Annotated in this window: 10 protein-coding genes and 1 pseudogene; 1 reads left to right on the top strand and 10 read right to left on the bottom strand. The window is 68.5% G+C overall.

Going from position 1 to position 12,273, the window contains the following annotated elements; genetic code table 11:
• Nucleotides 1-6 precede the first annotated feature (6 nt).
• From K338_RS0116990 to K338_RS0116965, 6 genes are all read right to left on the bottom strand, one after another.
• A complete protein-coding gene (locus K338_RS0116990) occupies nucleotides 7-1,137 on the bottom strand; it encodes a glycerate kinase (protein WP_022919360.1) in 1,131 nt (376 codons plus the stop codon).
• 4 nt (nucleotides 1,138-1,141) lie between these two features.
• A complete protein-coding gene (gene gcl / locus K338_RS0116985; protein ID WP_022919359.1) occupies nucleotides 1,142-2,917 on the bottom strand; it encodes a glyoxylate carboligase in 1,776 nt (591 codons plus the stop codon).
• Between the two features lie 83 nt (nucleotides 2,918-3,000).
• On the bottom strand, nucleotides 3,001-3,882 hold the full coding sequence (locus tag K338_RS0116980; RefSeq protein ID WP_022919358.1) for a 2-hydroxy-3-oxopropionate reductase: 882 nt from the start codon (nucleotides 3,880-3,882) through the stop codon (nucleotides 3,001-3,003).
• A gap of 31 nt (nucleotides 3,883-3,913) precedes the next feature.
• Nucleotides 3,914-4,726 (bottom strand): hydroxypyruvate isomerase family protein, encoded by an 813-nt coding sequence (locus tag K338_RS0116975; RefSeq protein ID WP_022919357.1) that lies wholly within the window; start codon nucleotides 4,724-4,726, stop codon nucleotides 3,914-3,916.
• A gap of 77 nt (nucleotides 4,727-4,803) precedes the next feature.
• Entirely contained in the window at nucleotides 4,804-6,045 is a 1,242-nt protein-coding gene (locus K338_RS23555) for a DUF6986 family protein (protein WP_022919356.1), read from the bottom strand.
• Nucleotides 6,045-7,496: an NAD-dependent malic enzyme gene (locus tag K338_RS0116965; RefSeq protein WP_040654292.1), complete on the bottom strand. Its 1,452-nt coding sequence runs from the start codon at nucleotides 7,494-7,496 to the stop codon at nucleotides 6,045-6,047. The genes K338_RS23555 and K338_RS0116965 overlap by 1 nt, the downstream gene beginning before the upstream one ends.
• Nucleotides 7,497-7,658: 162 nt before the next feature.
• On the opposite strand from K338_RS0116965, the gene K338_RS25315 reads away from it, so the two are divergent.
• A complete protein-coding gene (locus K338_RS25315; protein ID WP_084481420.1) occupies nucleotides 7,659-8,432 on the top strand; it encodes an IclR family transcriptional regulator in 774 nt (257 codons plus the stop codon).
• 176 nt (nucleotides 8,433-8,608) lie between these two features.
• Here K338_RS25315 and K338_RS23550 read toward each other — a convergent pair.
• The 4 genes and pseudogenes from K338_RS23550 to uraD all read right to left on the bottom strand — a co-directional run.
• Nucleotides 8,609-10,108: pseudogene (locus K338_RS23550) on the bottom strand (nucleobase:cation symporter-2 family protein); the annotation flags it as partial.
• 64 nt (nucleotides 10,109-10,172) lie between these two features.
• On the bottom strand, nucleotides 10,173-11,105 hold the full coding sequence (gene pucL, locus K338_RS0116955; protein ID WP_022919353.1) for a factor-independent urate hydroxylase: 933 nt from the start codon (nucleotides 11,103-11,105) through the stop codon (nucleotides 10,173-10,175).
• Nucleotides 11,106-11,117: 12 nt separating this feature from the next.
• Nucleotides 11,118-11,459 (bottom strand): hydroxyisourate hydrolase, encoded by a 342-nt coding sequence (gene uraH, locus K338_RS0116950; RefSeq protein ID WP_157612589.1) that lies wholly within the window; start codon nucleotides 11,457-11,459, stop codon nucleotides 11,118-11,120.
• Nucleotides 11,456-11,947: a 2-oxo-4-hydroxy-4-carboxy-5-ureidoimidazoline decarboxylase gene (uraD, locus tag K338_RS0116945; RefSeq protein ID WP_022919351.1), complete on the bottom strand. Its 492-nt coding sequence runs from the start codon at nucleotides 11,945-11,947 to the stop codon at nucleotides 11,456-11,458. Before uraD ends, uraH begins: the two co-directional genes overlap by 4 nt.
• Nucleotides 11,948-12,273: the final 326 nt, after the last annotated feature.

Below are 12,273 nucleotides of genomic sequence, written 5' to 3'. Positions count from 1 at the left end.
TTCTCCTCACAGGTGCGCGGCGACGATCTGCGCCGCAAGTTCTTCGAGCAGCCGGCCGGCCTCCCGCATCGAGGTCTGCGGGTCCGGCTCCAGGGCGCTGAGTGGGTAGCACGCGTCGATACCGTGCCGGACCAGCTCATCATCGGCGAGCAGCGACCGGCCTGCCACTGCAACGGTCGGCACTCCGGCCGCAGCCGCCGCGCGGGCCACGCCCACGGGGGTCTTGCCGTACAGGCTCTGCTCGTCCAGGCTGCCCTCGCCGGTGACCGCCAGGTCCGCGCCGAAGAGAAGCTCGGCCAGACCGGTCAGCTCGACCACCACCTCGATGCCAGACCGGCGGGTGGCGCCGAGCAGGGCCAGTGCGGCGTACCCGACCCCACCGGCTGCTCCCGCTCCTGGGGCGTCCGCAGCGCGAGCGGCCTCTGGGCGCACCTCGGCCAACGCCTGCACCCAGCGGGCCAGGCCGGCCTCCAGCTCGGCCACAGTGGCGGCGTCGGCGCCCTTCTGCGGCCCGTAGACCGCGGCTGCGCCGCTCGGGCCGAGCAGGGGGTTGTCCACGTCGGCTGCCAGCACCACCTCGGTGTGCGTCAGTCGCGGGTCCAGCCCGCTCAGGTCGACGGCGGAGATCGCGGTGAGTGCAGCGCCTCCCCCGGGCAGCTCGTCGCCGTCCTCAGCCAGCAGACGCACCCCGAGGGCCTGCACCAGACCGGCGCCGCCGTCGGTGCTGGCGCTGCCGCCCACGCCGAGCAGGATGCGGCGGGCACCGTCGTCCAGCGCGTGGCCGACCAGCTCACCGGTGCCGGCCGAGGACGAGCGGCGGGCGGCATCCACATCCGCCTGGGTGAGCGCCAGCCCCGAGGCGAGGGACATCTCCACGACGCACGTAACGCCGTCGGGAGACAGCGCGTACGTGGCGTGCACGGGATCGCCCAGCGGCCCGGTGACCACGGCTGCCCGCTCGGTCCAGCCGGCGGCGAGGGCAGCAGCAACGGTGCCCTCACCGCCGTCGGCCATCGGCACCTGCACCACGGTCAGCTCCGGCCGGACCCGGCGCATGCCGGTGGCTAGGTGCTCGGCGACCTGGGCGGCAGTCAGCGATCCCTTGAACTTGTCCGGAGCAAGGACCACTGTCGTCATGGCGTTAGTCAAGCAGAGCGATCGCCGTGGGGGCATCCTCCGCGGAGATCGCGAGCTCCTCGAACTCGTTCACGCCGCTGATCTCGGCACCCATCGAGATGTTCGTGACCCGCTCCAAGATCACCTCGACCACCACCGGCACCCGGAACTCCTCCGCCATCGCGGTGGCCTTGCCGAAGGCAGCGGCCAGATCGCTCGGGTCGGTGACCCGGATCGCCTTGCAGCCCAGGCCTTCGGCGACCTTCACGTGGTCCACACCGTAGCCGCCGGTCTCCGGGGAGTTGAGGTTCTCGAAGCTCAGCTGCACCTGGTAGTCCATGTCGAAGGCGCGCTGGGACTGTCGGATCAGGCCGAGGTAGGCGTTGTTGACCAGCACGTGCACATAGGGGATGTTGTGCTGGGCGCCGACGGCGAGCTCCTCGATGTGGAACTGGAAGTCGTAGTCACCGGACAGGGCCACCACCTGCTCGTCCGGGGCAGCCACGGCCACCCCGAGCGCGGCCGGCCCGGTCCAGCCCAGCGGACCAGCCTGGCCGGCGTTGATCCAGTGCCGCGGGGCGTACACGTTCAGGAACTGGGCGCCGGCGATCTGGGACAGGCCGATCGTGGTCACGTACCGGGTGTTGCGGTCGAAGACCTGGTTCATCTCCTCGTACACCCGCTGCGGTTTGATCGGCACCTCGGTGAAGTGCGTCTTGCGCAGCATCGTGCGCCTGCGCTCGGCACACTCGGCCACCCAGGTGGAGTAGTCCGGCACCTGGTCGGCGGCCTTGCGGTCCTGGGCCACCGCGATCAGCTGGTCGAGCGCGGCGCCGGCATCGGAGACGATGCCGAAGTCGGGCTCGAAGATGCGACCAAGCTGGGTGGGCTCGATGTCCACGTGCACGAACGTGCGGCCCTCGGTGTAGATGTCCAGGGAGCCGGTGTGCCGGTTCGCCCACCGGTTGCCGATCCCGATCACGAAGTCCGAGGCCAAGAAGGACGCGTTGCCGTAGCGGTGGGAGGTTTGGTAGCCAACCATGCCGATCATCAGCTCGTGGTCGTCGGGGATGATGCCCCATCCCATCAGGGTCGGCACCACCGGCACGCCCAGGGTCTCGGCGAGCTCGACCAGCTTCTCCTCGGCACCGGCGTTCAGGATGCCGCCACCGGCGATGATGATCGGCTTCTCGCTGGCCAGCAGCATGTCGATGGCCTTCTCTGCCTGGGCGCGGGTGGCGGCCGGGCGGGTCACCGGGAGGGGCTCGTAGGTGTCGATGTCGAATTCGATCTCGGCGAGTTGCACGTCGATCGGCAGGTCGATGAGGACCGGCCCAGGACGCCCGGAGCGCATCAGCTGGAAGGCCTTGGCGAAGGTGCCCGGCACCTGGGAGGCCTCGAGCACGGTCTTGGCCATCTTCGTCACCGGCGCGGCGATGCTGGCGATGTCGACCGCCTGGAAGTCCTCCTTGTCCAGCTTGGCCACCGGCGCCTGGCCGGTGATGCACAAGATCGGCACGGAGTCCGCCCAGGAGGCGTACAGCCCGGTGATCATGTCGGTGCCGGCCGGGCCGGAGGTGCCCAGGCAGATGCCGATGTTGCCGTGCTCGGTGCGGGAGTACCCGTCGGCCATGTGCGAGGCGGCCTCGACGTGCCGAGCGAGGACGTGCTTGATGCCGCCGTGGTCCTTCATCGCGGAGTAGAGGGGGTTGATGGCAGCACCAGGCAGACCGAAGGTCTGGGTGTGCCCCTCCTTCTCGAAGATCTGGACGATGGCGTCGACAGCGCGCATACGTGCCATGGGAATGGCCTCCTTGGGTGTTGTCGCGGCGAGGGGGCCGCGTCGTGCTGGATGGTGGCGGTCTCAGCCGCCGCGAGCCGTCGTCAGCTCTTCTGCGTGCCCGAGAGTCGTTGGGCGGTGCGGAACAGACCGGAGTGGTCCAGGTCGCCGTCACCGTTGGCACGGGCGGAGACCATCAGCTGCGCGAGCAGGGAGCCGACCGGGATGGCCACCCCGGCCTCGCGGGCAGCAGCGGTGACGATGCCCATGTCCTTGTGGTGCAGGTCGATGCGGAAGCCCGGGGCGAAGTCGCGGTCCAGGATCTTCTGCGCCTTCTGGTTCAGCACGGCCGATCCGGCAAGGCCGCCGCCGAGTACCTCGATGGCAGCCGGCAGGTCCACTCCGTAGGCCTCGAGGAACACCACCGCCTCGCTGAGAGCTGCGATGTTCGTCGCCACGATCAGCTGGTTGGCCGCCTTGACAGTCTGTCCAGAGCCGGAGGGGCCGACGTGCACGATCGTCTTGCCGACTGCGTCGAAGACCGGCCCGGCCTCGGCGAAGTCGGCCTCGTCCCCGCCGACCATGATGGACAGGGCGGCGTTGATCGCCCCCGGTTCCCCACCGGAGACCGGGGCGTCCAGCATGCGCAGGCCGTTGTCCTTCGCCTCGGCTGCGAGCTCCTGGGCGACGTCCGGGCGGATCGTAGAGAAGTCGATGATCAGCGCGCCGGCCTTGGCGTTGGCGAACACACCGTCCTCGCCCTGCAGCACGGCCGCCACGTCCGGGGAGTCCGGCACCATAGTGATGACCACGTCCGCAGCTGCGACCGCTTCGGCGACGCTGTCGGCGGAGCTGCCGCCGGCCTCGATCAGTGCGTCGTAGCGCGGTGAGCGGTTGTAGCCGGTGACGGCGAAGCCCGCCTTGGCGAGGTTGACGGCCATCGGGGCACCCATGATGCCCAGTCCGATGAAGGCGATGTTGGTCATGATGAGTTCCTTGTCCGGGTCGGTTGGTCGGTCAGCGGGCGCTGCGGGCGGCGGCGGGCAGCCAGGCGAACGGGTCGGCCTGGGAGGCGGGGCTGGCGGGCTTGTACTCCAGCCCGAACCAGCCGTCGTAACCGCCTTCGAGGAGGTCGGCGGTCCAGCGGGCGATCGGCGCCTCGCCGGTGCCGGGCTGGTCCCGGCCGGGGGCGTCGGCGATCTGCACGTGCGCGATCCGGCTCGCATAGGCCTCCCGTGCGGCGTCCACGTCATCGCCGTTGGTGGCCAGGTGGTAGACGTCGAAGAGCAGCCCGAGGTTCGCTTCACCGGCAGCGTCCATCGCCGCGATCGCATCGGCCGCAGTCTTCAGCGGGTAGGCGGGCGTACCAGAGACCGGTTCGACCAGCACGGTGCCCTCGATCCGGGCGACCGCTTGAGCGGCCAGTGCCAGGTTCTCGGCAGCGATCTCGTCCTGGCGGGCCGGGTCCTCCCCGTCGATGCGGTTGCCGTAGAGGGCATTGAAGGCGCGACAGCCGGTCCGCTCGCCGATGGCGGTGACCGCATCGAAGTTGGCCCGGAACTCTGCGGAGCGTTCCGGCCAGGACACCAGCCCCCGGTCGCCGCCGGGCATGTCGCCGGCGTTGAAGTTCAGGCCGGTCAACTGCACGCCGGCATCGGTGATGGCGCGGACGAACGCGTCCACGTCATCGACCGCAGGCGTGGAGGTCGGGAACGGCCACCAGAACTCCACTGCGTCAAATCCGGCGGCGCGGGCGGCGGCAGGACGCTCGAGCAGTGGTAGGTCAGTGAGCAAGATCGAACAGTTCACGGTGTAGCGAGCGTTGGTCATATCCGACTCCCTCGAATTTCATATGTCGGAAATCTATTTCTGATAATTGGAAGTCTAGGACATGGCTAGGGTGGACGTCAACTGCCCTGGCGCCCGAGCAGTCCATGGAGCGCAGCGGCCTGGAACGGGACCTCGGCACTGTCCACGGCACCGCAGTCCAGCCCGCGTAGCAGGAAGGCGGCCATCGCCTTGGCGGTCGCCGGTTCGTCCAGCACTGCACCGTCGCGCTCGTTCAGGTAGTCCTCCAGCCGGCTGAGCACGTCAGGAAGCCCGGCGCGGTAGAACGCGTAGGTGGCCGCGTACCGGCTCGGCAGCTGGCCCGGGTGCAGGTCCCAGCCCTGGTAGAAGCCGCGACGCAGCGAGCGCATCACCAGCCGACCGTGCAGCGCCCAGGCAGCGTCCACGGCGGCCTGGTCGCCGACCGGGAGCACGTTCGTGGACCCGTCCGACAGGCGTACCCCGGTACCAGCGGCGCTGACCTGCATCACCTGCTTGGCGAAGTCGGCGGCCGGGTGCTCCATCGACTGATAGGCGGCTGCGATGCCCAATGACGCGGTGTAGTCGTAGGTGCCGTAGGGCATCCCGGTGACCCGCCCGACCCCGGCTGCGATCATCGGGCCGAGCAGGCTGTGCCCGTCCGGCCCAACGATCGCTTGCGGGGTCTCCACCTGGATCTCGAACCCGAGCCGCCCTGCGGGTAGGCGCAGGGCGGACTCGAGAGTCTCCAGGGCCAGGACCATCGCCTGCACCTGCTCCACCGTGGTCACCTTGGCCAGGGTGAGCACCAGTCCCTCCGGCAGACCCTCAGCGGCCAGGGAGGTGACGAAAGCCTCGAGGGTCCGCAGACCTCGGGCCCGGGTGGCAGGCTCCAGGCACTTGAACCGGATACCCACGAACGGTGGCAGGGTACCCGCCGAGCGCGCCGCGGCGATCGCCGCCACGGCCGCGGTCACGGCGGCGTCCTCAGCCTGGTCACCGCGGTCGCCATAGCCGTCCTCGAAGTCGATCCGCAGGTCTTCGATGGGCTCGCGGGCGAGCTTGGCCAGCAGGAGCTCGCCGATCCGGTCCGCCTCGCCGGAATCCTCGACCAAACCGTGCACCGCAAGCAGGTGGCCGACCCCGCCCCCGGCCTCGAGAGCCTCCAGTGCCTGTTCGCCCCAGCGCGTGGGCAGGTCCGCGGTGTACCGGTCGGCGCCGACGTAGACCGAGTGCACCGGCGCCCGGCCGAGGGCATCGCCGGGGTACCGGGCGGCCGTGGCCGCATCCGGTCCGGCCAGCAGCGCCTCGATCCGGTCCCGGACGCCGTCGAGCGTCGCCATCACTCCTCCCCGGTACCCAGCGGTAGCGCCCCGGTGAACGGTTCGGGTTCGCCCGCGGTGGCGCGTTCGGCGTGCACCACCTCGACCACGGCGGCCGCAACCTCCTTGGCCACGGTGGGGTCGAACACGCTCGGGATGATGAACGAGGCGTTCCGCTCCTGGTCACTGACCGTGCGCGCGATCGCCACGGCGGTCGCGCGCAGCACGTCGTCGTTGATCGATCGGGCGCGGGCGTCCAGCAGCCCGCGGAACAGGCCAGGGAAGGCAAGCACGTTGTTGATCTGGTTCGGGTAGTCGCTGCGGCCGGTCGCGACCACTGCAGCGTGCTGCGCGGCGTCCAGCGGGTCCACCTCGGGTGTCGGGTTGGCCAGAGCAAACACGATCGCGCCCTCGGCCATCGCAGCGATGTCCGCACCGGTGAGGATGTTGCCGGCGGAGACGCCGATGAACACGTCGGCCCCGGCCAGCCCCTCCTGCAGGGTGCCGGTGAAGCCGGCGGCGTTCGTGTTGTCCGCGATCCACTGCCGGTCCGAGTCGTCATAGCCGTTCTCGGCCGAGATCGCGCCACGGCTGCCGAATGCGACGATGTTCTGGGCGCCCTGCCCCTTGAGCAGGCGGATGATCGCCGAACCGGCCGCCCCCACCCCCGAGACCACGATCTTCACCTCCTCCAGCGACTTGCCGACTACCTTGAGGGCGTTGATCAGCGCGGCCAGCACCACGATCGCGGTGCCGTGCTGGTCGTCGTGGAAGACCGGGATCTCCAGCTCCTCACGCAGCCGGCGCTCGATCTCGAAGCAACGAGGTGCGGAGATGTCCTCCAGGTTCACGCCGCCATAGGCCGGCGCGATCGCCTTGACAATGCGGATGATCTCTTCGGTGTCGGTGGTGTCCAGCGGCACCGGCCAGGCGTCCACCCCGCCGAACTGCTTGAACAGGGCCGCCTTTCCTTCCATCACCGGCAGAGAGGCCTCCGGGCCGATGTCGCCGAGGCCGAGCACGGCGGTGCCATCGGTGACCACGGCGACGGTGTTGCGCTTCACGGTCAGCCGGCGAGCATTCTCCGGGCGCTCGGCGATGGCCAGGCACACTCGGGCCACACCGGGGGTGTAGGCACGGGAGAGGTCGTCGCGGTGCCGAAGGTTCACCTTCGGTCGGACTTCGAGCTTGCCGCCCAGGTGCAGCAGGAAGGTGGCGTCGGAGACATGCCGGACCACCACGCCGTCCAAGGCGTCCAGCCGGTCGCGGATCTCGAGCACATGCGCTTCGTCACGGGCGTTCGCGGAGATGTCCACCACCATCTGTGTGTCCGTGGACTCCACCACGTCCACAGCAGTGACCGCAGCGCCGGTGGCACCCACCGCCGAGACGACGTCGGTGGTGGTGCGCGGACCGGTCGGCGCACCGATGCGTAGTGTGATCGAGTAGCTGGGCCCGGGGATCGCTGCCATGTCGTGCATCCAATCTCTCAGTAGTTCTCGATGTGTGGAGTAGTATTTCCACGATCAGAAATGTAATAGGATCGTAGTACGGGAGGCGGTCGCACGGAACCCTCGCCTCCGGCGGGTCGGGACCGAGGCCGTAAGATCGCCCGGGAGGAAAGGGGATTCCGCATGACAGACACCGAGCCAGAGGTCAAGCGGCGTTCGGGCGGTGTGCAGTCCGTGGACCGCGCCATCGACCTGCTCGAGCTGCTCGCCGATGCCGGTGGTGAGTCCACGCTGAGCGAGCTCGCCGGCAAGACCGCACTGCCGCTGCCCACGATCCACCGGCTGATGCGCACCCTGCTCGCGCGCGGGTACGTGCGCCAGCTGCCCTCTCGGCGCTATACCCTCGGCCCACGGCTGATCCGGCTGGGAGACTCGGCTGGGCGTCAGTTCGGCGCGGATGCCAGGCCGTTCCTGGCGCGACTGGCCGAGGAGCTGGGCGAGAGCGCCAACCTGGCGATCATCGACCGCGAGATGGCCGTCTACGTGGCGCAGGCCTCGTCGAGCCATTCGATGCGAATGTTCACCGAGGTGGGGCGCCGGGTGTTCACCCACTCCACCGGGGTAGGCAAGGCCATCCTGGCCCAGCTTCCCGACACCGCCGTCGAGGACATCGTGACCCGCGCGGGCATGCCACCCGCGACGTCGAAATCCATCGGGACAGTGCCCGACCTGCTCACCGAGCTGGACCGGATCCGGGACCGCGGGTACGCGATCGACGACGGTGAGCAAGAGATCGGCGTGCGCTGCTTCGCTGTGCCGGTGCTCGGCGCACCGACACCCACCGCGCTGTCCATCTCCGGTCCGGACGCCCGGGTGACCCCGGAGTTCGGCGACCGTGCGGTACCGGTGCTGCAGAGTATCGCCGGCGAGATCGCCGAGCTGCTGCGCGCCGACTGAGCGGGCGGAGCAGACACACGGACGCGCAGCCCTCTGACGGAGACTGTGTGCCCTGCCCATGTGCCTGCTCCACTCCATCGTGGGACGTCAGCGGGCAGAGCCGCCGGTCCGAGGACCTTCGCGACGTCCTCCTCGCAGATGATCTCGCCGGCGTCAACTGCCTCGGTGACCGCGATCGCCTGCTCCTTGGTCACCACCGGAACCACGGCCCCGTCACTGCGGTGCAGCTGACCACCTTCGACGTAGTCACCCTCCTGCAACCGCCGGAACTGCTTCTCGGTGATCACCCGACCCGTGCCGGCAGCGAAGACCGACGGGTTCTCCGGGGTACCAGCCCGGAGGTGGTTGAACAGCAGGTTCATCACCACGGTGAAGATCGCAGCCGAGGAGATGCCCGAGCCAAAGATGATCTGCACCGCGGTCGGGAACTGTGCGTAGAACCCCTCCGCCACCTCCGGCAGCACACCCACTGCGACACCGACGGCCACGATGATCAGGTTCATGTTGCCGTCGTACTTCACAGTGCCCAGGGTGCGGATACCGGCGGCGGCCACCGAGCCGAACAGCACCACGCCCGCCCCACCGAGGACCGGTGGCGGGATCACCGCCACGATGCCCCCGACCACCGGCAGCAGGCCGAGGATCACCAGGATGACTCCGGCCGCGACCACCACGAACCGGGACTTCACCCGGGTGATGGCCACCAAGCCGACGTTCTGCGCGAACGCGGACTGGATGAAGGAGTTGAAGACCGGCGAGACGGCCGAGGAGAGCATGTCCGCCCGCAGGCCGGCGGCGATGCGCTTGGAGTCGATCTTGGTCTCCACGATCTCTCCCACGGCGAGGATGTCCGCGGTGGTCTCGACCATGGTCACCAGGATCACCACGAACATGGAGACGATCGCACCCACGGCGAAGGTGGGCACACCGAAGAAGAACGGGGTGGGGAAGGCCACCACTCCGGCGTCGGCGATACCGGAGAAGTCGACCTTGCCGAACGGGATCGCCACGATCGTGCCGACCACGATGCCGAGCAGGATGGACAACCTGGAGATCATCCCGACGCCGATCTTGGAGAGCACGAGCACGATCGCCAGCGTGATCGCAGCAAGCACGATGTTGCTCATCGCGCCGTACTCGGGGGTGCCCTTCAGGCCGGCCCCGCCCATCGCCCACTCGGCGGCCACCCGCATCAGGGACAGGCCGATCACGGTGATCACGGTGCCGGTGACCACCGGCGGGAAGTACTTGACGATCTTGGCGAAGAACGGTGCCACGATCAGACCGATGACCGAGGCGGCGATCACCGCACCGAACACGGCCTGGAGCTTGGCCTCGGGGGTCGCATCGGCGAGGTCACCGGTGCCCATGATCGCCAGCATCGTCGAGACGCCGGCGAAGGAGACACCCTGGACCAGCGGCAGCTGGGAGCCGAAGAATGGTAGGCCCCAGGACTGGAGCATGGTGGCGAGGCCACCGATGAACAGCCCGGCTGCGACCAGCAGCGCGATGTGCACCGCGTCCAGCCCGGCGGCGTGGCCGATGATCAGGGGGACGGCGATGATTCCGCCGTACATGGTGAGCACGTGCTGCAGGCCATAGGCGAAGCTCGCCCCGACGGACAGGCGTTCATCCTCGGGCCGCTGGCCCGTGGCGACGTCGACGGAAGCCGTCATGATCTCTCCTTTGAGGTGGATGGCGACCGTGACCCGGCACTCCCCCACGCCGGGTCGCAGTCGATCAGGTGAACGAAGGAATCGTGTTCCAGGCGATCTCGCTGGGCGTGGTGCCCTTGCGGACCACCTCGCTGGTGATGTCTCCGAACGGCCGGTCGGCCGCGTAGAAGACGACGTTCGGGTTGTCCTGGCCGAACGGCTCCAGGTCGACCACGAAGTGGTGGTTGTTCGGGCACTGCATCCGGACGGTGTTGATCTCCGGGTGGGTGTCGATGATCCGCGCGCTGATCGCCCACATGGTGTTCTGCAACGCCATCGAGAAGCGTTCGGCGAACTCGGTGAGGATGATGTGCCGGACCGAGGCGAAGATCCCGTCCCAGTCGGCTTCGAGCGTGTTGTACTCCAGCCAGGCGGACACGTCCGTGGACATGACCCGGTCGGTGGTCTCGGCTAGGGTGGTGTACTTGCCCTTCGGGTAGCCGACGAACGCCGAGCCGGAGGACTTCAGCACGGTCAGCCCCTTCAGTCCGGCGACGACCTTGAACTCCTCACCCTCAGCCTGGACGACCGCGTAGCGCTCCTCCTTGCCCTGGCGTACGAAGGAGAAGTCGTGGGGCCCGTTGTCGCCGACGATCCGGTCCCACTCGACCTTTATGACCTCCCAGCGGCCGCCGGTGACGATCTGGGGCCACTCGGAGAACATGAATCGGCCGAACTTCAGCGCGAACTCCTCCGGCGTGCCCACACCGTCGCGGGCGAGGGAGAAGGTGAGGTTCTTCTGGGTGTCCGTGGGCACGCAGGTGGCGTTGTCCCCGTGGGTGTAGATGCGGTCCAGGTCGCCCCGGATCGCCGAGGAGACGGTGTAGTCGGTGATGTGGTGCACCGAACCCTCGCGCTCGACGCGGACGAGGTGGACCCCGCCCTTGCCGTGCGAGGCAGCGTGCATCTCAGCGTTCTCGCTGGTCAGCTCTCTGGGGGTGGTGTCAACGGTGGTCATTTCTTCTTCCTTTCAGCTTCCGCGGTAGGTGGAGTAGGCGAACGGGCTCAGCAGCACCGGGACGTGGTAGTGCTTCTGGCCCTCGTCGACGGCGAAGGTCACCGTGACCTCCGGGTAGAACGTGGGGGTTTCGGTCGCCGCGAAGTACTCAGCGACCGCGAAGGTCAGCCGGTAGGTGCCCGAGGTGAGCCGCTCCGGGCCGAGATCACCGATCCGGCCGTCGGCGTTCGTGGTACCGGTGGCCACCTCGGTCCAGCCGCTCGGGTCGCGCCGCTCGAGCAGGACGGCGATGCCGGCGGCCGGGCGGCCAGCGGAGGCGTCGAGCACGTGGGTGGTCAGGTGGGAGGTCATCAGCTCAGGGCTCCTCTCAGCCGGAGGGCAGCGATCTCGCGCAGCTGCTCCGCCGCGATCCGGCGTTCGGTGTCTGGGGTGTTGGTCAGCCGCTGCTGGAGCTGGTCGAGGATCTCCTCCGCGCTGCGGCCGGCGGCGCGGATGAGGAAGACATGGCCGAACTTGGCCTCGTAGGCGGCGTTGCCCTCGAGCAGGCGAGCCTGGGTGTCGGGGTCGGTGGCCACACCGGACTGCTCCCGACGCGACATCTGTGCATCAGCCTCCTGGCCACGCGCTCTCTCGCCGATCCGCGGATGACGCGCGAGCGCGGCGTCGATCTCTGCCTCGGTCCACGGGTGGGCGAGGGTCAGTGCAGCGTCGGCCAGTGCGTCCAGGCTGGCGTAGGGCCGGCCGTCGACCACTGCCTGGGCCCAGCACTCCACGTATGCGCAGGACCGGACCAGCGCCGCTGCCTCGGGGGCAGGTGCGGTGTTGAAATCCTTCAGCTCCATCGCTTGTCCCTCGTGCTCATGGACGCCCCGATGGACGTCCGAACTCGAAATCGAATTCTTCCGCCCACCTGAACGTGCTACACCGGGATGGATTCCTCGGAGAGTTTCCGTCAAGTGGAAACAAATTTCTAGAGCCTGAACTCTAGGACATGTCACGTCACGATGTCAAGAGGATACTGCCCAATGGCCGTCAGCACTCCGAGTTGAATCAACTCATGCGATATCTGGCTAGGGTGTGTCTCTCATTTTCGTAGCCAGGCGATGACGGCGCAGAGGACGACGCCGGCTCGGTAGCTGATGGCGTGTTTGTCGTAGCGGGTGGCGAT

The organism is Ruania albidiflava DSM 18029, from assembly GCF_000421225.1.
Classification (GTDB): Bacteria; Actinomycetota; Actinomycetes; order Actinomycetales; family Beutenbergiaceae; genus Ruania; species Ruania albidiflava.
This window is presented reverse-complemented; position numbering and strand designations above follow the sequence as displayed.